This is a genomic window from Serratia plymuthica, assembly GCF_018336935.1.
Lineage (GTDB): Bacteria > Pseudomonadota > Gammaproteobacteria > Enterobacterales > Enterobacteriaceae > Serratia > Serratia plymuthica_B.
Map to the genome: position 1 here is coordinate 3268300 of NZ_CP068771.1, position 21363 is coordinate 3289662.

Annotated in this window: 21 protein-coding genes; 3 read left to right on the plus strand and 18 right to left on the minus strand. The window is 58.2% G+C overall.

Features of this window, described 5'->3' with window-relative positions:
- Positions 1-2: 2 nt before the first annotated feature.
- The 9 genes from tatB to udp form a co-directional block, all read right to left on the minus strand.
- Entirely contained in the window at positions 3-581 is a 579-nt protein-coding gene (gene tatB / locus JK621_RS15275) for a Sec-independent protein translocase protein TatB (RefSeq protein ID WP_212556709.1), read from the minus strand.
- Positions 582-584: 3 nt separating this feature from the next.
- Positions 585-848 carry a Sec-independent protein translocase subunit TatA gene (gene tatA, locus JK621_RS15280; protein WP_126479686.1) on the minus strand — a complete coding sequence of 88 codons (264 nt, stop codon included), beginning with the start codon at positions 846-848 and terminating at the stop codon, positions 585-587.
- Positions 849-928: 80 nt separating this feature from the next.
- Entirely contained in the window at positions 929-2560 is a 1632-nt protein-coding gene (ubiB, locus tag JK621_RS15285) for a ubiquinone biosynthesis regulatory protein kinase UbiB (protein ID WP_212556710.1), read from the minus strand.
- Positions 2557-3165: a ubiquinone biosynthesis protein UbiJ gene (ubiJ, locus tag JK621_RS15290; RefSeq protein WP_212556711.1), complete on the minus strand. Its 609-nt coding sequence runs from the start codon at positions 3163-3165 to the stop codon at positions 2557-2559. Before ubiJ ends, ubiB begins: the two co-directional genes overlap by 4 nt.
- Before the next feature lie 13 nt (positions 3166-3178).
- Positions 3179-3934 (minus strand): bifunctional demethylmenaquinone methyltransferase/2-methoxy-6-polyprenyl-1,4-benzoquinol methylase UbiE, encoded by a 756-nt coding sequence (gene ubiE / locus JK621_RS15295; RefSeq protein ID WP_004951027.1) that lies wholly within the window; start codon positions 3932-3934, stop codon positions 3179-3181.
- 79 nt (positions 3935-4013) lie between these two features.
- Positions 4014-5561, minus strand: a complete 1548-nt coding sequence (rmuC, locus tag JK621_RS15300) for a DNA recombination protein RmuC (protein WP_212556712.1) — start codon at positions 5559-5561, stop codon at positions 4014-4016.
- Between the two features lie 139 nt (positions 5562-5700).
- Positions 5701-6231: a DedA family protein gene (locus JK621_RS15305; protein ID WP_212556713.1), complete on the minus strand. Its 531-nt coding sequence runs from the start codon at positions 6229-6231 to the stop codon at positions 5701-5703.
- 87 nt (positions 6232-6318) lie between these two features.
- Positions 6319-7101: a tyrosine-protein phosphatase gene (locus JK621_RS15310; protein WP_212556714.1), complete on the minus strand. Its 783-nt coding sequence runs from the start codon at positions 7099-7101 to the stop codon at positions 6319-6321.
- A gap of 160 nt (positions 7102-7261) precedes the next feature.
- On the minus strand, positions 7262-8023 hold the full coding sequence (gene udp / locus JK621_RS15315) for a uridine phosphorylase (protein ID WP_126527372.1): 762 nt from the start codon (positions 8021-8023) through the stop codon (positions 7262-7264).
- Between the two features lie 509 nt (positions 8024-8532).
- Between udp and JK621_RS15320 the strand changes: the two genes are divergently transcribed.
- Entirely contained in the window at positions 8533-9369 is an 837-nt protein-coding gene (locus JK621_RS15320) for a dienelactone hydrolase family protein (RefSeq protein WP_212556715.1), read from the plus strand.
- 34 nt (positions 9370-9403) lie between these two features.
- Here the strand turns inward: JK621_RS15320 and JK621_RS15325 are convergent, their stop codons facing one another.
- Together JK621_RS15325 and metE are read right to left on the minus strand one after the other, a co-directional pair.
- A complete protein-coding gene (locus JK621_RS15325) occupies positions 9404-10264 on the minus strand; it encodes an AraC family transcriptional regulator (RefSeq protein WP_212556716.1) in 861 nt (286 codons plus the stop codon).
- A 167-nt stretch (positions 10265-10431) separates the two neighbouring features.
- The gene (metE, locus tag JK621_RS15330) at positions 10432-12708 is read right to left on the minus strand and encodes a 5-methyltetrahydropteroyltriglutamate--homocysteine S-methyltransferase (protein WP_212556717.1); all 2277 of its coding nucleotides are present in this window, start codon (positions 12706-12708) and stop codon (positions 10432-10434) included.
- Between the two features lie 105 nt (positions 12709-12813).
- On the opposite strand from metE, the gene metR reads away from it, so the two are divergent.
- On the plus strand, positions 12814-13764 hold the full coding sequence (gene metR / locus JK621_RS15335; RefSeq protein ID WP_212556718.1) for an HTH-type transcriptional regulator MetR: 951 nt from the start codon (positions 12814-12816) through the stop codon (positions 13762-13764).
- 36 nt (positions 13765-13800) lie between these two features.
- Here metR and JK621_RS15340 read toward each other — a convergent pair whose 3' ends face one another.
- A complete protein-coding gene (locus tag JK621_RS15340) occupies positions 13801-14661 on the minus strand; it encodes a carboxylate/amino acid/amine transporter (RefSeq protein WP_212556719.1) in 861 nt (286 codons plus the stop codon).
- A gap of 152 nt (positions 14662-14813) precedes the next feature.
- Between JK621_RS15340 and JK621_RS15345 the strand changes: the two genes are divergently transcribed.
- A complete protein-coding gene (locus JK621_RS15345) occupies positions 14814-15143 on the plus strand; it encodes a hypothetical protein (RefSeq protein ID WP_212556720.1) in 330 nt (109 codons plus the stop codon).
- On the opposite strand, the gene JK621_RS15350 is transcribed toward JK621_RS15345, so the two are convergent.
- The 6 genes from JK621_RS15350 to ugpB all read right to left on the minus strand — a co-directional run bounded on the left by JK621_RS15350 (position 15124) and on the right by ugpB (position 21279).
- Positions 15124-16080 (minus strand): AEC family transporter, encoded by a 957-nt coding sequence (locus JK621_RS15350; protein ID WP_212556721.1) that lies wholly within the window; start codon positions 16078-16080, stop codon positions 15124-15126. The two genes, JK621_RS15345 and JK621_RS15350, sit on opposite strands and share 20 nt — an antisense overlap.
- Before the next feature lie 104 nt (positions 16081-16184).
- Complete coding sequence (gene ugpQ, locus JK621_RS15355; RefSeq protein ID WP_212556722.1) at positions 16185-16931, minus strand: glycerophosphodiester phosphodiesterase; 747 nt, start codon at positions 16929-16931, stop codon at positions 16185-16187.
- Positions 16928-18004, minus strand: coding sequence for a sn-glycerol-3-phosphate import ATP-binding protein UgpC (locus JK621_RS15360; RefSeq protein WP_212556723.1), 1077 nt, complete (start codon positions 18002-18004; stop codon positions 16928-16930). Before JK621_RS15360 ends, ugpQ begins: the two co-directional genes overlap by 4 nt.
- A gap of 16 nt (positions 18005-18020) precedes the next feature.
- Positions 18021-18866, minus strand: coding sequence for a sn-glycerol-3-phosphate ABC transporter permease UgpE (gene ugpE, locus JK621_RS15365; protein WP_065505718.1), 846 nt, complete (start codon positions 18864-18866; stop codon positions 18021-18023).
- Complete coding sequence (gene ugpA, locus JK621_RS15370; protein WP_212556724.1) at positions 18863-19750, minus strand: sn-glycerol-3-phosphate ABC transporter permease UgpA; 888 nt, start codon at positions 19748-19750, stop codon at positions 18863-18865. Before ugpA ends, ugpE begins: the two co-directional genes overlap by 4 nt.
- Before the next feature lie 209 nt (positions 19751-19959).
- Positions 19960-21279 carry a sn-glycerol-3-phosphate ABC transporter substrate-binding protein UgpB gene (gene ugpB, locus JK621_RS15375; RefSeq protein WP_212556725.1) on the minus strand — a complete coding sequence of 440 codons (1320 nt, stop codon included), beginning with the start codon at positions 21277-21279 and terminating at the stop codon, positions 19960-19962.
- Between the last annotated feature and the right edge of the window lie 84 nt (positions 21280-21363).

A 21363-nucleotide genomic window follows, 5' to 3' on the forward strand; every position in this document is an offset into this window, starting at 1 on the left:
TTTTAACGATCGCCACTAGGTTGGTGAGACGCTGGGGTTTTATCCGCAACAGGTTCTGGGGTTGCCTCCACGGTCACCGCCGCAGGCTGCTTAACCGGCTCCGCTGCTGACGGTTGCGCTGCCTGCGGCGTTGCCGCAACGACAGGCTCCGGCGCTACCGGTTTCGGTACAGCCGCCGGTGAGGCAGCAGCAGTCGCAGCCTCCGCCGGGGTCACGCCGTCATGAATGGCTTCCGGGTCGGTGACCAGAGGGTTATGGATGGTGTGCGCCGGTTCGTCTTTGTCTTCGCCATGATAAGAGCGCTTCAGTGATTCCGCCGCGTCTTTCAGCTCATCCATCGACGCCTTCAGCTCCGGCGACAAATTCTGCAGGCCCGCCTTCTCAACCTTTTTCAGGCTGTCTTGCAGTTCCTGCAGCTTCAGTTCCTGAGAGAGTTCATTCTGCACCGAAGCCGCCAACGAACGCAGGGCGCGGATCCAACCCGAAACTGTTCTAACCGCTACCGGCAACCGTTCTGGCCCGAGTACCACCAGGCCAATGACCAGAACCAGCAACAGTTCACTAAACCCTATGTCAAACACGGTTTATACCTGCTCTTTGTTCTTCGACTCTTCCGCTTTCACTTCCGGCTGCTTATCGGTAATAGGCTTCGCCGTGAAGTCAGCATCATCCTGGCTGCTTTTCTCAGCCGTGTTGGTCGGTGGCGTGTTGTCGTCACCAATCGCCTTTTTAAAACCCTTGATTGATGCACCGAGATCGGAGCCCAGCGTACGGAGTTTTTTGGTACCGAACAGCAGCACCACGATCACCGCGATGATCAACAATTGCGTAATACTAATACCGCCCATTGCAATTACCTCTATTTTTACAGGGTTTTTTCAAAATCTGCCGCATTATACGGCAGTTTTTACCAGAGTTTTGAATCAATTCAGGTGGTTCGCTTCCAGCCGATCACCCAGGATACGATGCCGGCGGCCATCAGCCACGCGGGGAAAATCTCGACCTTCCCTAACAGCAAAATCGTACCGCTTACTAACAGTGTAGCGCCAACGCCGAACAAATAACGCGATTGCCCCTGACGAACGCGCTGGGCCTGCATCTGATTGGTTAGCTTATCAACGCTTTGTTGCAGCCGTTTATGCTGTTGCAGGCTATCGTAAAATAATTCAGGCAATTCGGGCAGCTTCTCCGCCCAAAACGGCGCTTTTTCCTTCAAGGCTCGAATCACCGCCGGTATGCCGACCTGATCGTGCATCCAACTCTCAAGGAATGGCTTGGCGGTAGTCCATAAATCCAGCTTCGGATAGAGCTGCCGCCCCAGGCCTTCAACATACAGCAAGGTCTTCTGCAATAACACCAGTTGCGGCTGTACTTCCATATTGAAACGGCGCGCAGTATTGAACAGATTCAACAACACGTTGCCGAACGAAATCTCCTCGAGCGGCTTCTCGAAGATCGGCTCGCACACGGTGCGGATGGCGAACTCGAAGTCTTCTACGTTGGTATCACGCGGTACCCAGCCTGAATCAACATGCAGCTCTGCCACTTTGCGGTAATCACGGTTGAAGAAGGCGATAAAGTTTTCCGCCAGATAGCGTTTGTCGTCCTTGTTCAGCGAGCCGACGATGCCGCAATCAATGCCGATATAACGGGGATTTTCAGGGTGCTCGTAGCTGACAAAAATATTACCGGGATGCATGTCGGCATGGAAAAAGCTGTCGCGGAATACCTGGGTAAAGAATACCTGTACCCCCCGCTCGGCCAACAACTTCATGTTGGTGCCCTGTTTTTCCAGCGTAGCGATATCCGAAACCGGTATGCCGTAGATGCGTTCCATCACCAGCACGCTTTCACGGCAATAGTCGGAGTAGACTTCCGGCACGTACAGCATCGGGCTGCCATCAAAATTGCGGCGCAGCTGGATGGCGTTTGCCGCTTCACGCAACAGGTTCAACTCGTCCAGCAGAGTCTTTTCATACTCGCGCACCACTTCACGCGGCCGCAAACGACGGCCATCCGGCATCAGTTTCGGCACCCAGGCCGCCAGACGATACATCAGGCGAACGTCGGCCTTGATGATTGGCCCGATATCCGGTCGAATGACCTTCAGGACAATTTCCTGCCCGGTGGTTTTCAGGCGTGCAGTATGCACCTGCGCTATCGATGCAGATGCCAGCGCCTGCTGGTCAAAATCATCAAACCAGGTTTCCAGTGGGCCACCCATCGCCAATTCAATGTGTTTGCGCGCCAACGCGCCGTCGAATGGCGCAACCCGATCCTGCAACAAGGTCAGTTGATCGGCAATCTGTGGCGGGAACAGGTCGCGGCGAGTGGACATCATCTGGCCGAACTTGATCCATACCGGCCCCAGCTCTTGCAAGGCCAAACGCAAACGCTCGCCCAGAGGCTTGTCTGCGTGGCGATTGGGCATCCAAAACAGCAGGCGGCGGCCTAAACGCAGCGGCAGCGTCAGGCGCATCCTGGGGATCAGTTCATCCAGGCCATAGCTGAGAAAAACGCGGACGATAAAATACAGGCGGCGCAGTTCGCCAGGGGTCATCGTTTACCCTCCAACTTGTCCATACGGGCAATCAGCGCTTCGGCGCTGCGGACGGTGGCGTCAACTTCCTCGTTGAACCACACCACTTCCAGCGGCCCCGGCGCCACGCGCCACTCTTCCGTCAGGGCTTCCGCCACGTAATGCTGCTGACGCTGCAACCCCGATATCAACAGGTTCGCGCCTTTACCGAGCACCTGCGTGATGCCCTGCGCGGCAATATCACCGATATAGGGTGCCAGCCATTCCGCCGGATCCCACTCCGCCAGATCAAGCAGCCCCACCAGCTGTTGCACCACCTGAATATCGCCTTCGACGATCAACTCGCCGCTGCGCATCAATGGCGAAAGCTGTTGACGGTCGCGCAGCTTCAACAACACCGATATCCGGCTGCGTACCGTGCAATCGGCGTGATCTTCAGACTGGCCAAGCACATCCACCCGCTGTTCGCTGAATATCAATACCAGCGGCGAAGCAAGCTCCTGCAACTCAATACGCAGTATTTTCCCGGCCAACCGCAGACGGGCGGCCTTCATACTGCGATCGCGGAACAGCAGGCTATTGAGCGATGTCTCCAGCGCGCCGGTCAACAAGGGGGTTAGCAGCATCGGCATGTCCATATCAGAACTTGAAGCCACGATGCAGGGCCACGATACCGCCGGTCAGATTGAAATAGGTCACGTTGTCAAAACCGGCGGCTCCCATCATGCCCTTCAGCGTTTCCTGATCGGGGTGCATGCGGATTGACTCGGCCAGATAACGGTAGCTTTCCGGATCCTTCACCACCAGCTCGCCGATTTTCGGCAGCACATGGAACGAATAGGCATCATAGGCTTTGCTCAGCGGGGCCAGCAGCGGTTTGGAGAACTCCAGCACCAACAGGCGGCCGCCTGGCTTCAGCACGCGGAACATCGAACGCAGCGCTTTGTCTTTGTCGGTGACGTTGCGCAGGCCGAAGGAAATGGTGATGCAGTCAAAATAGTTATCCGGGAACGGCAGCGCTTCGGCATTAGCCTGCACATAGCTGATGTTGCCGATAATGCCGCGATCGCGCAGTTTCTCGCGCCCCATCTTCAGCATGGAGTCGTTAATATCCGCCAGCACTACCTGCCCTTGCTCACCGACCATGCGGGAGAACTTGGCGGCCAGATCGCCGGTGCCGCCGGCCAGATCCAGAACGCGCTGCCCACGGCGCACGCCGCTGCAGTCAATGGTAAACCGCTTCCAGATACGGTGGATGCCAAACGACATCAGGTCGTTCATCACGTCATATTTTGCCGCTACCGAATGAAAAACGTCTGCCACCATGGCCTGTTTTTCGTCTCTAGCTACGGTGCGAAAACCGAAATCTGTGGTTTCCTGCGATTGATCTGCCATTGTCCTGCCTGCTATTCAGTCAATTTTGTGTGGTCAAGTGTACCAGAACCCCACGGAATACCCCACCTCAAGGCGGCTGTCATGCCTGCGAAGCGGAGCGTGGTTCTTCGGCGGAATCGTCGTCTTCCGCCTGCGGCAACGCGTTGACGTCATCGTCATCCGCTGCCTCATCTTCTTCATCATGCTGCGCGCCGGCTTGCTGTGCCAGCAACGGATTGATCGGTCGTTTCACCTCAACCCCCAGCGCGCGGAACCCTTCGGTTTGGCCGATAAGATTACCACGGCCTTCGCTCAGTTTGTTCATCGCCTGGCGATAACTCCCCTGGGCCTTGTCCAGGCTCTGCCCCAACGCCGACATGTCGTCGACAAACAACCGCATCTTGTCGTACAGCCGCGCCGCCCGGTCGGCAATACGCTGTGCATTCTGGCTCTGGTGCTCATAACGCCACAGGTTGGTGATGGTGCGCAACGCAACCAACAACGTAGTCGGGCTGACCAGCATAATATTGTGTTTAAGCGCTTCGCTTATCAATTCCGGCTCCCGGTCGATGGCCAGCAGGAAAGCCGGCTCCACCGGAATAAACATCAATACATAGTCCAGTGAACGCAGGCCGGGCAACTGTTGATAATCTTTGCGCCCCAGCAAGCGAATGTGGCCGCGCAGCGAGGCGATATGCTCGCTCAGCGCCGCCTCGCGTTCCTCTTCATCTTCACTGTTGAAATAGCGCTCGTAGGCGACCAGCGACATTTTCGCATCGATCACGACATCCTTGCCCTGCGGCAGACGCACAATAACGTCAGGCTGCATACGGCTCTGATGATCCAGCCGCACATTAACCTGAGTTTCATACTCGTGCCCCTCGCGCAAACCCGAGGCTTCCAGCACCCGGCTGAGCACCACCTCTCCCCAGTTGCCCTGGGTTTTATTATCACCTTTCAGCGCTTTGGTAAGGTTAATCGCCTCGCGCGCCATCTGTGCGTTGAGTTGCTGCAGGCTACGTATTTCATGAGTCAGGGTATGGCGCTCGCGGGCCTCCTGGCCAAAGCTGTCCTGCACCTGACGGCGAAAACCGTCCAGTTGCTCGCGCAGCGGCAGCAGCAGCCGATCCAGGCTTTGCTGATTCTGTTCGTTCACCTTGCGCCCGCTGTGTTCGAAGATGCGGTTGGCCAGGTTTTCAAACTGGGTGGTGAGCCGTTGTTCGCTGTTGATCAGCAAACGCTGCTTCTCTTCCGCCGCCATACGGGTCTCTTCCAGACGGATGGTCACTTCACGCAGTTCGGCTTCCTGAGCGCTGTTGACCTCGCGCTGGGCGCGCAGCTCCTGATTGAGCAGTTCACATTCGTTGCGCCAGTGATTGAGCTGCTGCAATTTTTCATGCCCGGCCGCCAATTGGCTGTGCAAATTACGCAGTTCCAAATCGGTTTGCCGCATTTGCTGTTCATTTCTCTGTAGAACTTCCTGCCGGGCCGCCGTTTCCTGCCGTGCCTGCTGCAACGACTGCTCCAGCAGCCGCAGCTCGGTTTCATGCTGCGCATGGGCCTGCTGCACGCGCAGGCTGGCGATCAACCACCCCAGCAGTATGCCAACCACGACTCCGCCCACACCGTAAACCAAACTGGTATCCACCCTGCCTCCTGTTACGCCTTGCCGTTCCTGCGTTTATGCGCCCGTTGCCCGTCACGTTAAGGGGATGCTGTATGGATGTCCAGTCTGATTTTGCACCGGCAACGCAATATTGCGAAACGCCGCGCAAGTCAGGCAAAAACTAACCAAACCACTGGCTTAACCACTTGATGCCAAACGCCCCCGGCGCAAGAATGCCGAACGCCCAGATCATCGCTGAAGTGATATTCGCCAGCTGGAAGTAGCGTTGGGGCATGCCGCAGATACCGCCGACCAACGGCACCACCGCGCGTAGCGGGCCGAAGAAGCGGCCGATAAAAATACCCAACACGCCCCAGCGTTCAAAAAACGCATGGCCGCGGTTCAGCAACTGCGGATTACGCGATAGCGGCCACATGTGCGCCACGCGGTCTTGATAGTGGTAACCGATCCAATAAGAAAGCCAGTCGCCGAAAAATGCCCCTATGGCGGCGGCGGCCCAGATTGGCCAAAAAGCGATGCCGCTCTCGCCAATCAACGCGCCCAACGCCAGCAGGATCACCGTGGCCGGCAGCAGCAGCGATAAAAACGCCAGCGACTCGCCAAACGCCAGGAAGAAGATGATGGGAATGGCCCAGCCTTCGTGCTGTCGCACGACGTCGCCGACCCAGTTGATAATGTCGTTGAGGCTCAATACGGGCTCCTGATTCGCGATGTTTCACCGCCAAAGTTACGCAATGCTGACCGGCGCGGGTTAAACCCCGGCTAAACATGCGGCGGTTTACTCCAGGTAAAACGCCTGCAGCGTTTCGCGCTGGGCCTCCCCCAGGCCGTACTCCGCCTCCAGCCAGCGGTTGGTCGTGCCGTATTGAGCGCGGATGCAGCTCAGGGCGGTCATCAAAAACTCTTCGCGCGCGCTGAGCACGTAGGCAAACTGCTCCAGCGCCTTGGCGTTCAGCCGAATCGACAGCTGATCCAACATCTGCTCGCGGAAGCCGGCCAGGGTGGTTTCAGTCAGCAGGTAATCCTCGGTTACCGTTGCTTCGTCGGCACCCAGCGCGAACAGCACCAGCGCCGAGCCGACCCCGGTGCGGTCCTTACCCACCGCGCAGTGCTGCACGATAGCGCCGTCGCCGGGGTTGCTCAGCAGCTGCGCCAGCTGCTTATAGGCCGCATTGCCGAACGGCAGGCGGCGATACAGCTCCAGCATGAACGCCCGGGCGTCAAAGCCGGCCAGCGTTTCGCTGGTGAGTTTTTCCAGGTTGGCATTAACTTCGTTGCTCAGCGGGTTGGCCGGCACATGGTGATAATCGGCGCCGCGCCACAGGATATCCGGTTTGGCCTGCACCTCGTCGGCATCGCGGTAGTCCAGCACCGAGCGCACCGGCACGCCGGCCAAAAACTCGCAGTCCTTTTCCGTCAGCCTTTCGAGCGAGCCGGAACGAAACAGCAGGCCCCGCTTGATACGGCGTCCGTCGGCAACGCCGTTGCCACCAAAATCGCGAAAGTTGATGCCGCCATCAAGCGGCGCAAGTGAAGGATGAAGCAGGATCTGGGCGGTCATAAACGTCCTCGTTGTTATCATGTAACTGGGCGCCGCAGGCAGCCGCCGCTCGGGCATCACCCTGCGGCCCTCGGCGCGACGCCGATGGCTATAACCGTAACAGATTAAGGCGGAATGGAAAAACGGGCCGCGTTGGCGGCCCGTTGAAGGGGGGGAGCATTTACAGCAGGCGGCGTGCCGCTTCAACCACAATCTGTACCGCTTTGCTTTCGGTGTTTTTCATGGTTTCTGCATTTGGAATTTCCTGCTGGGTGCGATTGACGATCACGCCGGCAACCATACCGGCACGCAGACCCTGGCTGGCGCACATGGTCAGCAGAGTGGCGGATTCCATTTCATAGTTCATCACGCCCATCGCCTGCCATTCTTCCATCGAGCCCTTAAAGCGGCTGACGACGCGGCCGGAATAGGTATCGTAACGTTCCTGGCCAGGATAGAAGGTGTCAGAAGACGCGGTCACGCCAATGTGCGTGGTAGCGCCGCTGGCCTTGGCAGCCGCTACCAATGCGGTGGTGCAGGCGAAGTCGGCCACTGCCGGGAATTCCATCGGCGCGAAGTGCAGGCTGGCGCCGTCGAGACGAACCGCCGCGGTAGTGACCAGTACGTCGCCGACGTTGATGTTCGACTGAATCGCCCCGGTGGTGCCGATACGCAGGAAGGTACGGATCCCCAGTTGCGCCAGTTCTTCGACGGCGATCGAGGTAGACGGGCCGCCGATGCCGGTGGAGCAGACGATCACGGCCTTGCCGTCCAGCTCTGCACGCCAGGTAGTAAATTCACGATGGGAAGCCAGGTGCACCGGGTTTTCCATCAGCTTGGCAATTTTCTCTACGCGCTGCGGGTCGCCCGGAACGATGGCAAGCTGGGCCCCTTGTAAATCGTTTTTAGTGAGGCCGAGATGAAAAACGTCAGATTGAGACATACGAGACTCCTCATAGATCATGTTTATTGGGAGGAACAAAAAAGTACTCTACTGAAAATCGCCACCCAATTTCGTGACGACAATCACCATGAATAAAGAAACAGAGAGCAATCTACATAATTTTTGTGATTTAAGTCACATAAAATAACCCGAGAGCCTCCATAACCGCCGCATCTGCCACAAGTCTAGCCGACAAAACAGACCGCCGTTTATCCCCTTCTCCCTGGCGGCAAGCCCCCTGTCCCGCGATGAGGCCACTTACGGCACTACCGAAAAATAGCCTTATTTTATCGGCGACTTAGCAGCAAAAAATGTCGCTAACGCACCTTATGGCGCTAATGCAGGCCAAAATGCGCAATACCCTGATAAAAAGATAAGAAAAATGCGCTAAAGCCAGATAATTAATCGTTTTTTACCGACTTGACCGAAAATGCTCAACCGGGTGCCAATAACGGGTAATCTTACCTATAGTTATTCTCAGCGCTTTTTTCTATTGCACGGAGACCGCAATGAAAACCGACCATGTGATGACATTAAAACAGGCTCAGGGGGGATTCGCCCCGGCCGTAATACCCTTGGCCGCTTCTACTCTTCATACCGACGAACAAGGTATTCATGCCGGGGAAACCACCATTCCCTCGCAGGGCGACAACCTGCCGGCCTATATCGCCAAGCCGGCGAACCACGACGGCCCCTTCCCGGTGGTGTTGGTGGTACAAGAGATTTTTGGCGTTCACGAGCATATTCAGGATCTGTGCCGCCGTCTGGCGAAACAGGGCTACCTGGCGATAGCGCCCGAGCTGTACTTCCGCCAGGGGGATGCCAGGGATTACACCGACATTGGCGAATTGTTCCAGAAACTGGTGAACAAGGTGCCGGACCGTCAGGTGCTGGCCGATCTCGACCACGCAGCCCATTGGGCCACCCGTCACGGCGGCGACGCCGGCAAACTGGCGATTACCGGTTTCTGCTGGGGCGGCCGTATTACCTGGCTGTATGCGGCACATAACCCGCAGTTGAAGGCAGCGGTGGCCTGGTACGGCAAGTTAGTGGGCGAAAAAACGCTGAATTCCCCCAAACACCCGGTCGACGTCGCAACGCAGCTGTCTGCGCCGGTGTTGGGATTATACGGCGGCCAGGACACCGGCATCCCGCTGGAAACGGTGGAGACCATGCGCCAGGCGATTCGTGCAGCTAACGCCAATGCCGAGATCGTGGTGTACCCAGAGGCGGGTCATGCCTTCAATGCCGATTATCGCCCAAGCTATGATGCCGAAGCGGCGACGGACGGCTGGCAACGCATGCTGACATGGTTCGCCCAGCACGGCGTGGCCGGCGTCAAATAATTCTCCCGCGGGCGCGCTGCCTACTGCGCCCGCTCTATTCGCCTACCGGCGGTTCACTGCGCTGCCGGCTGCGGTACACCGAAGGCGAACATCGGTTATGCTTGCGAAACAGGCGGCAGAAATAATTGCTGTCAACAAAGCCGCAGGCCTGCGCTACGTCCTTTACCTTCATATTGTCGTACCTGAGCAGATGTCTGGCCTGTTCCAGCCGGACATGATTCAGGGACTCGTTAAACCCCATGCAGCCAGACTTTTGGAACAAATGCGAAAGGTAATTGGGGGAAATACCAAAAAGCTGCGCAACCGACTCGCGGGTTAAAGGCTCACGGAAATGCGTCTCCAGATAGCCTCTCACCGTCACAAACAACGTCTGGCTGCGTGATGCCGCCGGCGCCGACGAGCCAAACAGATCGATCGCATGGCTCAGCAGGCCCTTCACCAGAAAGCGCGCCGTTGACTGATCGTTGTGATGCGCCGCCAGTTCACTCAAGGCCTGCAGCGTAAAAGATCCCACGCGCGATCCTCGTCGCGCCACGCTGTCCTTCCCCTGAGGGATAGGATCGCGGCCATCCCATTTCAACAAACAGTAGCCAAGTTGCTGCTTGTTGAACCGCAGGCTGAGCGTGGTGACCGGCCGCTGCCAGTGCGGGCAGTGCCATCCCTGCGCAGGGACAAACAACGCATCGCCGGGCAGCAACAACTGCCGCTGGCGTTCCCCCTGATGCCCCACCCAGGCCACGCTTTGCTCTCCGGCCAGCACCAGCTCAATACGCGGATAATTGACCAAAGAGGAAAGGTCCGGCGCGGGGTGCCGGTTATCGGCAAAATAAACCTGCCTGATCCCCTGCGCGTCATCCAGTAATGGCGCCAACACCGTCAGCAGCGGATGTTTCATCGGCGATGATCCTCCAACCCGGAAAAGATAACTCCAGATGATAACCAATCGACCAAGGGAAAAATCTGCGGCAGGGCAAAAAATGAACGATTGCAGTTGAGCAACGAAAAGGGCGCCGAAGCGCCCCAAAATAATTGCGTCAGCCTCGATGGCCGAGCGCACTCCGGTCAGGCTTGCTGCTCGCGCAGACGCTGTGCCGCCAACACCATGTTGGCCAACGACTGACGGGTTTCCGGCCAGCCACGGGTTTTCAGGCCGCAATCCGGGTTAACCCACAGGCGTTCCGCCGGGATGTTCTGCGCAGCTTTACGCAGCAGCGCTTCGATCCATTCCACGCTTGGCACGTTTGGCGAGTGGATGTCGTACACGCCGGGTCCAATTTCGTTTGGATACTCGAACTCTTTGAAGGCTTCCAGCAGATCCATATCGGAACGCGAGGTTTCGATGGTGATCACATCGGCATCCAGCGCCGCGATGGAATCCATGATGTCGTTGAATTCGCAGTAACACATGTGGGTGTGGATCTGCGTGTCATCCTGCGCTACGGCGGCGTTCAGTTTGAAAGCATCCACTGCCCAGTCCAGGTAAGCGGCCCAGTCGGATTGACGCAGCGGCAACCCTTCGCGCAGTGCCGGTTCGTCAATCTGGATGATGCCGATGCCGGCTTTTTCCAGATCTTCCACTTCGTCGCGCAGCGCCAGGGCGATCTGCCTGGCGATCGCTTCGCGGGTTACGTCCTCACGCGGGAACGACCAGCAAAGAATGGTCACCGGGCCGGTCAGCATGCCTTTTACCGGTTTGTCGGTCAGCGACTGCGCATATTTCGCCCACTCAACGGTAATGGCTTCAGGACGGCTGATGTCGCCAATGATGACCGGCGGTTTTACGCAGCGGGAACCGTAGCTCTGTACCCAGCCATTTTGGGTGAAGACAAAGCCGTCGAGGTTCTCGCCGAAGTATTCCACCATGTCATTACGCTCGGCTTCGCCGTGCACCAGCACGTCCAGGCCCAGGCGTTCTTGTTCAACGATCGCCTGTTTGATGTGCTCGCTAATGCTGGTGCGGTAATTGTTGCCGTCCAGACGCCCCTGTTTGAAGTCCAGGCGCAGGCCGCGGATTTCGGTGGTCTGCGGGAATGAGCCGATAGTGGTAGTCGGCCAGGCCGGCAGATTGAAGCGATCGCGCTGCGCCTGAGCGCGCTGAGCGTAAGGGCTCTGGCGCTCGCTGTCTTGTGCGGTAATGGCGGCCAGACGTTGGCCTACCTGCGCATTATGTACGCGGCTGGATTGACGACGAGCGCGGATCGGCGCGCTGTATGCGTCCAGTTCTGCCCGCTTTTCTGCATCCGGTGCGTTCAGCGCTGCGCTTAGCAAAGCCACTTCGGCGCATTTTTGCAGAGCGAAGGCGAACCAGCTCTTCACTTCTTCATCCAGGCGGGTTTCCACACTCAGATCGATGGGGCTGTGCAGCAGGGAACAAGAGGTGCCAATCCACAGCGGACGGCTGTTAACCAGCGGTTGCAGGCGGTCGAACCAACGGCTCAGGTCGGCACGCCAGACGTTACGACCATTGATGACGCCCAGCGACAGCAGCCACTCTTTTGGCAATGCCTTGTTCAATACGGCGATATCGTCGTGGCCGGCCACCAGATCGACATGCAGACCCTGTACCGGCAATGCGCGGATAGTGTCGAGGTTGTGGCCAACGCTGTCGAAATAGGTGGTCAACAGCAGTTTTACCTGGCCCTGCAACGCGTCGTAAGCCGGTTTGAAAGCGTCGAGCCATGCCTGCGGCAGCTCCAGCACCAGCGCAGGTTCGTCGATCTGCACCCACTCTACGCCGCGCTTCGCCAGTTCGGCCAGAACCTGCCGGTACACCGGCAGAATGTCCTTCAGCAAAGACAGCCGATCAAACTGCTCGCCCTTCACTTTGCCCAGCCACAGGTAAGTGACAGGCCCCAGCAGCACAGGCTTGATGTTGTGGCCCAGCGCCAGCGCTTCGTCAACTTCATCCAGTAATTGAGTCCAACCCAGTTTGAACTGCTGGCCCTTCTGGAATTCAGGCACCATGTAGTGGTAGTTGGTGTTAAACCACTTGGTCATTTCCGCCGCCGCCGCCGGTTCACCGGTCGGTGCGCGGCCACGACCCAGACGGAACAGCTGGTCCAGATCGATTGAGCCATCCGCATTTTGATGACGTGCCGGCACGTTGCCCAGCAGCAAGCTGGTGGTCAATACATGATCGTACCAGGCGAAATCGCCGACCGGCACCAAATCCACCCCGGCCTGCTGTTGCTGTTGCCAATGGCGAGCGCGCAGCTCGCGGCCAACCGCCAGCAGTTCTTCCTGCGTTGAGTTACCTGCCCAGTAACTTTCCTGAGCTTTTTTCAGTTCACGTCGCAGCCCAACGCGTGGAAAACCCAGTGTGTGATTTAGAATTGCCATCGTCATATTCCCCATTTAGCCGTCCAGATGTTTACACATCCATAATCCGCAGGTACTGTATTAACCACAAGCGCAATTTATTCACTGTCACTGTGAAGGACTCTCATGATCGAACTGAAACATTTACGGACGCTGCAGGCTCTGCGCAACACCGGCTCTCTGGCGGCGGCCGCGGCCCAACTCCATCAGACGCAATCGGCCCTGTCGCATCAGTTCAGCGATCTGGAGCAGCGTCTGGGCTTCAAACTGTTCGTTCGAAAAAGCCAACCGCTGCGCTTTACCGTGCAGGGAGAAATCCTGTTACAGCTGGCGGAACAGGTACTGCCGCAAATCCAGCAGGCGTTGCAGGAGTGCCACGAACCGCATCAGGCCACGCTGCGCATCGCCATCGAATGCCACAGCTGCATTCAGTGGCTGACGCCCGCGTTGGACAACTTCCGCCAGAGCTTCCCGCAGGTGGTGATGGACTTTAAGTCCGGCGTCACTTTTGATCCGCAACCGGCGTTGCAGCAGGGGGAGTTGGATCTGGTGCTGACCTCGGACATCCTGCCGCGCAGCGGCCTGCACTATTCGCCGATGTTTGATTTCGAGGTACGTCTGGTGCTGGCGCCGGATCACCCACTGGCCGGCAAACTGCATATTGAGCCGGAGGATTTGAGCGATGAGACGCTGATGATTTATCCGGTGCAGCGCCAGCGTCTGGATATATGGCGTCATTTCCTGCAACCGGCCGGCGTCAGCCCGGCGCTGAAAAACGTCGATAACACCTTGCTGCTGATCCAGATGGTGTCGGCGCGGATGGGGATTGCGGCGCTGCCGCATTGGGTCGTCGAAAGTTTCGAACGCCAGGGGCTGGTGGTGACAAAAACCCTGGGCGATGGCCTGTGGAGCCGCCTGTATGCCGCGGTACGCGACGGCGAGCAGCGCCAGGCGGTGACCGAAGCCTTTATCCGCTCGGCGCGTCAACACGCCTGCAATCACCTGCCGTTCGTACGCGATGCCGCACGCCCGGGCACCCTCGCCGCCAGCATCAAACCGCTGTCTTCACAAGCCTAATCCTGCGGGCTGCCTGCGCTTGGGTAGCCCGTGGTCTCAATTAGCCGGCTTTGGCGCCACCCAGCGGCGATGCACCCACAGCGAAGCGACAATCACCGCCCCGCCGATAATAAAACTCGGCCAATGCGGCTGCTGTTGCCAGATGGCCAGGTTGACCAGCAAACCGGCCGGCACGTGCATGTTGTTCATGATGCCGAGCGTTCCGGCATCCACCTGCGTTGCACCGTAGTTCCACATGAAATAGCCCAGCCCGGAAGCCACCACGCCCAGCCAGATCAGCACGCCCCATTGCAGGTTGGTGGTCGGCAGTTTCTGCGGATTGCCCCACAGGCACCAGGCGACTACCGCGACCACCAACGCGCCGAGGTAGAACCAGGAAAACGCCGTATGTTGCGGCAGTGGGTGCACTTCCATCAGGCGCTTGTAACCGACCATGCCGATGGCGAAGCTGATGTTCGCCGCCTGCACCAGCAATAACCCCCACCAGAAATGCTCGCTCAAGTGATGGTAACGGATGATCGCCGCGCCCAGTACCGCCAGCAACGCGCTGAATACATAACCCCAGCGCAGACGTCGGCCGCTGAGCAAATCGTAGATAAGCGTGACGTACAACGGCGTAAGCACGGTAAACAGCAGGAATTCCGGTACCGTCAGGTACATGTAGGCACGGAAGCTGAACAGATACATGATGCCCAACTGGCAGGCGCCCACCAGCATGTACATCAGGATCACTTTCAGTTTGATATTGCGCCAACGCAGGAAAGGCAGGAACACCAATGCCGCCAGCCCGATACGCATCAGCACCGAGAACCAGCTGTCGACCTGGCCCGCCAGATATTCGCCAATCAGGCTGAAAGAGAACGCCCATAAGACGGTAGTAATCACCAGAAGCAGCACGTCGGGTTCACCCTAAACAATCAGAAAAGGCGATTGTAGCGGAAGGCTAAATGCTGCGTGATGAAAAGGCGGTTTACATCTGTGCAAAATATAAACTTTTCGGCAATTTTTCGCCGGTGGGTTAGGCTTAAATAAAAGCGAGGATAAATATCATGAAAAGTTATCGCATCCTGTACGGCCTGCTGTTGCTGTCCGGGCTGGCAACGGCGGCCAATGGCGTAACCGAGCTCAGCTCGCAACAGCAGTTCCTAAACCAGCGCAATCAGCAGATGCAGCAACAACGCATGCTGAATAACCAGCAGCTGGATCAGCGCCGCCGGCAACAACAGCGGCAATTCGACGACAATCAGCAAACGTTGCTGCGCACTGCGCCAAACGGCGGGCAATTGCTGCCAAACGGCAACCAACCGCGCAATCCGTTTAACCGCACGTCACCGACGGTGCCGCAAACGCAAATGCCGATTACACCCGCACGCCCATAATGGTGAGGATCAGCGGCGTAGTGACCGCCGCCAGCGCGGTGGACATCACCAGACTGGTGGCGGCCGGGCTGGTAAGCACGTTGAACTGGCGTGACATCAGGTAAACATTGACCCCGACCGCCATGGAACCCAGCAGCACCACCACACGGGTTTCCATTGGCGGCAGGTCCAGCATCCAGGCCAGTAGCCAGATGATCAGCGGCTGGACGATCAGCTTGAAGAAACAAATGGCGCTGCTCAGTTGCCACCCCTCGCTGATACGATATTCCGCCAACCCCATTCCCAGCACCACCAGCGACAGCGGCGCCGCCACCTGCCCGAGCATGCTGACCGGCTGCTCGACAAACGTCGGCAACGGCAACCCGGTCAGGCTGAACAGCGTGCCGGAGAGAATGCCGATGATCAGGGGATTGGTGAGCACGCTGCGCGCGGTTTTGATAAAGCCGTGCAGGGTGGGCGAGCCGTTGCGCGCCCATTCGATCGAGATGGTTACCAACGTCCAGAGGATCAGCCCATTGAATACCAGCACCAGGGCAACCGAAGGGATCGCCGCCTCACCCAACATCACGCTGGCGATCGGCAGGCCCAGCATCACGTTATTGGAGAAAATCCCCCCCAGCGCGAACACCGAACCGGACACCCCATCCAGTTTAAACACCCGGCGCGCGGTGATGCGGCCCATCACGAACACGATCAGGCAACTGCCGAAAAAAGCGATCAGCAAGCGGGCATCCACCGCCGGGCGTTGCGAGAAATCGCACATCATGCGAAATAACATGGCGGGCAGCGCCAGGGAGAAGACGAAGCGGGTCAGACCGTCGGTGATGGTGGCCGGCCACTTACCCCAGCGGATAAGGCCATACCCCAGCACGATCAGAACAAATAGCGGCAAAGACAGCGCTATCTGGTGCCACAGAGAAACAATAAAGACAGACATCACATCCCTTCCGTTAGCGCGGCGGCAAGGGGCTGACGTCGCAAGAATCAACAGGCGCCGGCGAATTCACGGGCGCAGCAGACTGCGCCCGTAGCAACAGAGGTTTATTCGTTGGGAAAATCCGGGCCGATTAAATCTATCCGGTCGGTACAAATACAGTCAACGCCCCAGTTCAACAACAGACGCGCGCGCGCCGGCTGGTTAACGGTATACACCAGAATGCGCAGGCCGGCCGCCTTCAGCGCCGCGACCCGTTCTGCGGTCAGCTCTTTGTGGTTGATATGCAGCGACACGCAACCCAGCCGTTCTGTCAGCGCCCGCCAGTTGTCATCCCATTCGTCCAGCAACAGGCCGCGCGGCAGGTCCGGTACCGTACGCTGCGCCGCCTCAAGCGCCTCAACCGAGAACGAAGAAAGCAGCGGTTCGGTCTGGCCTTGCCACAGCAGCCGTGCCGCCAGCGCCACCACGCGGCCGGTTTCATCGTCGGTGCCGGTGGTGGGTTTGATTTCGATATTCGCCATCATGCCGTGCTGCTGACAGCGCTCTGCGACCTCCAACAACAACGGCAGACGCTCGCCCTTGTAGGCGGAGTTGTACCAGTTGCCGGCATCCAACTGCACCAGCTTGTCCCAGGGCAACTCGCCCGCCACGCCCCAACCGTCGCTGGTGCGATCGAGGGTATCGTCATGCAACAAGAAGATCTGCCCGTCCTGCGCCAGCTTGACGTCGAACTCAATCATTTTGTGGCCGTGTCGCGCGCCGACGTCGATCGCCGCCAGGGTATTTTCCGGTGCCAGGGAACCGCCGCCGCGGTGGGCGACGATATGAGGATAAGGCCAGGCTGTGGTCATTGTTCCATCCGTAATCCGCTGTTTGAATCAAAAAAGTGCAGCGCCTGTGCAGGCAGTTGCAAATATAGCGTGCTGCCCGCCGTCGGCATAGTTTCATGCGACAACCGCGCAATCACGCCGTGACCGCCCCATTGCCCGTGCGCCAGATTATCTGCGCCCAGCAGCTCCAGCGTTTGCAGCTCCAGCGGCACGCCGCCTTGCTCGAGGGTGGTCAGTTGAATATGCTCCGGACGGATGCCGAGCGTCAACGGGCGGCCGCCCCACTGTGTTTTGGCCTGAGGTAAATTCAGCCTCATCCCGTCGGCCAGCAACAGTTGGCTGCCGTCGGCGCTCAAGGTGCCGGGCAGCAAGTTCATCGCCGGAGAGCCGATAAAGCTGGCGACGAACAGCGACGCCGGGCGCTGGTAAACCTCGCTCGGGGTGCCAATCTGTTCCGCTACGCCCTTGTTCATCACAATCACCCGCTGCGCCAGCGTCATCGCCTCAACCTGATCGTGCGTCACGTACAGGCTGGTGGTTTTCAGCCGGCGATGCAGCTGCTGCAATTCCAGGCGCATCTGCACGCGCAGCTTGGCATCCAGGTTGGACAAAGGTTCATCGAACAGGAATACCGCCGGTTCACGCACAATGGCGCGCCCCATCGCCACCCGCTGGCGTTGCCCGCCGGAAAGCTCGCGCGGCTTGCGCTGCAACAGCGGCTCCAGCTCCAGAATGCGCGCGGCTTCTTCCACCCGCTGCTGGATGTGCTGTTTACCGAAGCCGCGAATTTTCAGGCCGTAGGCCATGTTGTCGTACACGCTCATGTGCGGATACAGTGCGTAGTTCTGAAACACCATCGCGATGCCGCGATCTTTCGGTTCCATATCGGTCACGCGCTGGCTGTCGATATAAATATCGCCGCTGGTGGTGCGTTCCAGCCCGGCGACCATGCGCAGCAGCGTCGATTTGCCGCAGCCTGAAGGGCCGACCATCACGATAAACTCGCCGTCCGCCACGTCGAGATCGATTTGCTTAATCACCGGCGTTTTACCGTCGTAGGATTTGGTGACTGCCTGTAGTTTTAAACCTGCCATGTGAACATTTCTCTCGTTACTTCTCGCTGTCGACGAGACCGCGCACAAACCAGCGCTGCATCAGAAGAACCACCGTCAGCGGTGGAATTAAGGTCAGAATCATCGCCGCCATTACCTGATTCCACTGGGTCGGCGCGCCGGAGGTGGAGATCATGCTCTTGATGCCCGCCACCGCGGTCCCCATCGAGGCGTCGCTGGTGATCAGGATCGGCCACAGGTACTGGTTCCAGCCGTAGATAAAGGTGATGACAAACAGCGCCGCGAGATTGGTTTTCGACAGCGGCAGCACGATGTCCCAGAAAAAGCGCATCGGCCCGGCACCATCGATGCGCGCCGCTTCCAGCAGCTCATCCGGCAGCGTCATGAAGAACTGGCGCAGCAGGAAGGTCGCGGTCGCCGAGGCCATCAGCGGCAGCGTCAGGCCGGTGTAGCTGTCCAGCAGGTTCAGGGTGGAGATCACCTCCACCGTCGGGAAAATACGCACTTCCACCGGCAGCATCAGGGTAAGGAAAATCAGCCAGAAAAACAGGCTGCGCAGCGGGAAACGGAAATACACGATGGCATAGGCCGACAGCACCGACACCAGGATTTTGCCGAAGGTAATCGCCAGCGCCATGATCACGCTGTTCAGCAGCAACAGCGAGAACGGCACCTTGAGGTTACCCACGCCGCCCTGCCAGATATTGCGGATGTTTTCCCACAGATGGCCGCCCGGTATCAGGGTCATCGGCACCTGAAACACCTGCTTATCGTCCAGCGTAGCGGCGACAAAAGCCACGTACAGCGGGAACAGCACCACCAGCACGCCGATAATCAGCATTACGTGGCTGAAGATATCCAGCCCGCGTCGGTTCTCAATCATTGGTAGCGCACCTTACGTTCGACAAAGCGGAACTGGATCACCGTCAGGCCAATCACCAACAGCATCAGGATCACCGACTGCGCCGCTGAGCTGGACAGATCCAGGCCGGCAAAGCCTTCGCGGTAGATCTTGTAGATCAGCGTGGTGGTGGACTGTACCGGGCCACCGCCGGTGGCGGCATCAATCACCGGGAAAGTATCGAAGAAGGCGTACACCAGGTTAACCACCAGCAGGAAGAAGCTCACCGGGGTGATCAACGGCAACACCAGGTTGAAGAAACGCCGCACCGGGCCGGCGCCGTCGATAGCCGCCGCTTCCACCAGCGAACGCGGGATCGATTGCAGGGCCGCCAGGAAAAACAGGAAGTTATAGCTGATTTGCTGCCACACCGAAGCCAGCACCACCAGGAACATCGCCTGCCCGCTGTGCTGCGCATGGTTCCAGTTGTAACCCAGTCCGCCAAGGAAATGGGTGATCAGCCCCAGGCCGGGGTTAAACAAGAAGATCCACAATACCGCCGCCACGGCGGGGGCCACGGCGTAGGGCAAGATCATCAGCGTCTGGTAAATCCGGCTGCCGCGCAGCACGTAATCCACCAACGCGGCGAAGAACAGCGACACCACCAGCCCGATACCCGCCACCAGGAAGCTGAAAATCAGCGTGGTGTAAAAAGAATCGAGATAGTACGGGTCCTGGAACAGTTGGCTAAAGTTATCCAACCCGACGAACTGGCTGGACAGGCCAAAGGGATCGAGGCTCTGCACCGAATACCACAGCGCCTCGCCGGCGGGCCACAGGAAAAATATTGCGGTTATCAGCAACTGCGGCAGCACCAAAACATAGGGCAGCCAGCTGCAGCCAAAACCGGGACGATGTGAGCTCATAATCAGGGACTCATGAAGACAAAAGACAGGTGACTCAAAACGAGGTGAAGTGCGGTAGCCAAAATCATCACTTCAATAATTCCAGTTGACGTAGCGAGCGCCGCCAGATTGGGTGCGGACAGCGCACAGGACCCGGAGCGTACAGGTAGTACGAGAGGAGTCCGAGCACTGCCCAATCCCAAGCTGGCAAGCGCAGTAGTCAAATGGGATTATTGCGTCGAAGATTCGAAGCGGCGCAGCAATACATCGCCGCGTTGTACGGCAGCGTCCAACGCTTGCTGTGGCGTTTTCTTGCCGGTCCACACGCCTTCCAGTTCTTCATCCACCACGCTGCGGATCTGCGGCATATTGCCCAGACGCAGGCCCTTGGTGAACGGCAATGGCGGCTTGTTCAGCATTTGACGCGTCGCAACGTCGGCGCCCGGGTTCTTGTCATAGAAGCCCTGTTGCTTGGTCAGATCGTAGGCGGCGGTGGTAATGGGCAGGTAGCCGGTTTTCTGGTGCCATTCGGCGGCAATTTCCGGTTGCGCCAAATACTGCAGGAACTCGGCTACGCCCTTGTAGGTAGCGGCATCTTTGCCGTTCATCACCCACAGGCTGGCGCCACCGATGATGGCGTTCTGCGGCGCGTTCTTGGCGTCGGCGTCGTATGGCATCATGCCCACGCCATAGTTGAATTTGGCATAGTGTTTGATGTCCGCCAGCGAACCGGAAGAGGCGGTAGTGATGGCGCAGTCGCCGCTGTAGAACTTCTCGGTCGATTCGTCTTTACGGCCGAAGTAGGTGAAATCACCCTTCTTGTTCATGTCCGCCAGCAGCTGGATATGTTTGACCTGCAAAGGTTTGTTGAACTCCAGCTTGGCGCTGGCGCCGCCGAAGCCGTTGTTTTCGGTAGCGAACGGCACACCGTGCCAGGCGCTGAAGTTCTCGAGTTGGATCCAGCCCTGCCAGCCGCTGGCGTAGCCGCACTTCATGCCGGCCTCACGCAGTTTGGCGGTGTCCGCCGCCAGCTCTTGCCAGGTTTTTGGCGGCTGATCCGGGTTCAGGCCGGCTTTTTTGAACGCGTCCTTGTTGTAATACAGCACCGGGGTGGAGCTGTTGAACGGCTGGGACAGCAAATGGCCGCTCTTGTTGTCGGTGTAGTAACCGGCCACCGTCGGCACGAACACCGATTCGTCAAAGTTGATGCCGGCATCTTTGAACACCTGATACACCGGTTTGATCGCTTTGCTCGCCATCATGGTGGCGGTGCCCACTTCGTAAACTTGCAAAATCGCCGGTGCCTTGCCGGAACGGTAAGCCGCAATGCCCGCCGCCAGGTTCTGTTCGTAGTTGCCTTTATAAACCGGAACGATTTTGACGTCGCTATGCGACTGGTTAAAGCGGTCCGCCAGGGAATCCACTTCTTTCCCCAGTTCACCTTCCATCGAATGCCAGAACGGGATCTCGGTCGCCGCCAGTGCCTGAGTGCTGACCGCCAGGGTCAACGCGACGCACAGCGTAGTTTTGCGAATAGCGTAGGTGAGCATGCCTAACTCCTGAAAAAAGCTGGTGTATCCCCTGCATCTTTCAAGCCGCAGCCGCGTTGCTGCAACGTGAAATCTCTTGGGGCA

What these genes read in the sequence shown, in the direction of transcription:
- ugpB (WP_212556725.1), bottom strand. Translation starts at nt 21,279, where the DNA reads ATGCTCACCTACGCTATTCGCAAAACTACGCTGTGCGTCGCGTTGACC.
- ugpE (WP_065505718.1), bottom strand. Translation starts at nt 18,866, where the DNA reads ATGATTGAGAACCGACGCGGGCTGGATATCTTCAGCCACGTAATGCTG.
- ugpQ (WP_212556722.1), bottom strand. Translation starts at nt 16,931, where the DNA reads ATGACCACAGCCTGGCCTTATCCTCATATCGTCGCCCACCGCGGCGGC.
- udp (WP_126527372.1), bottom strand. Translation starts at nt 8,023, where the DNA reads ATGTCTCAATCTGACGTTTTTCATCTCGGCCTCACTAAAAACGATTTA.
- JK621_RS15345 (WP_212556720.1), top strand. Translation starts at nt 14,814, where the DNA reads ATGAAAAGTTATCGCATCCTGTACGGCCTGCTGTTGCTGTCCGGGCTG.
- tatA (WP_126479686.1), bottom strand. Translation starts at nt 848, where the DNA reads ATGGGCGGTATTAGTATTACGCAATTGTTGATCATCGCGGTGATCGTG.
- ubiB (WP_212556710.1), bottom strand. Translation starts at nt 2,560, where the DNA reads ATGACCCCTGGCGAACTGCGCCGCCTGTATTTTATCGTCCGCGTTTTT.
- ubiE (WP_004951027.1), bottom strand. Translation starts at nt 3,934, where the DNA reads ATGGCAGATCAATCGCAGGAAACCACAGATTTCGGTTTTCGCACCGTA.
- JK621_RS15350 (WP_212556721.1), bottom strand. Translation starts at nt 16,080, where the DNA reads ATGTCTGTCTTTATTGTTTCTCTGTGGCACCAGATAGCGCTGTCTTTG.
- metR (WP_212556718.1), top strand. Translation starts at nt 12,814, where the DNA reads ATGATCGAACTGAAACATTTACGGACGCTGCAGGCTCTGCGCAACACC.
- JK621_RS15325 (WP_212556716.1), bottom strand. Translation starts at nt 10,264, where the DNA reads ATGAAACATCCGCTGCTGACGGTGTTGGCGCCATTACTGGATGACGCG.
- JK621_RS15320 (WP_212556715.1), top strand. Translation starts at nt 8,533, where the DNA reads ATGAAAACCGACCATGTGATGACATTAAAACAGGCTCAGGGGGGATTC.
- ugpA (WP_212556724.1), bottom strand. Translation starts at nt 19,750, where the DNA reads ATGAGCTCACATCGTCCCGGTTTTGGCTGCAGCTGGCTGCCCTATGTT.
- JK621_RS15310 (WP_212556714.1), bottom strand. Translation starts at nt 7,101, where the DNA reads ATGACCGCCCAGATCCTGCTTCATCCTTCACTTGCGCCGCTTGATGGC.
- ubiJ (WP_212556711.1), bottom strand. Translation starts at nt 3,165, where the DNA reads ATGCTGCTAACCCCCTTGTTGACCGGCGCGCTGGAGACATCGCTCAAT.
- JK621_RS15360 (WP_212556723.1), bottom strand. Translation starts at nt 18,004, where the DNA reads ATGGCAGGTTTAAAACTACAGGCAGTCACCAAATCCTACGACGGTAAA.
- metE (WP_212556717.1), bottom strand. Translation starts at nt 12,708, where the DNA reads ATGGCAATTCTAAATCACACACTGGGTTTTCCACGCGTTGGGCTGCGA.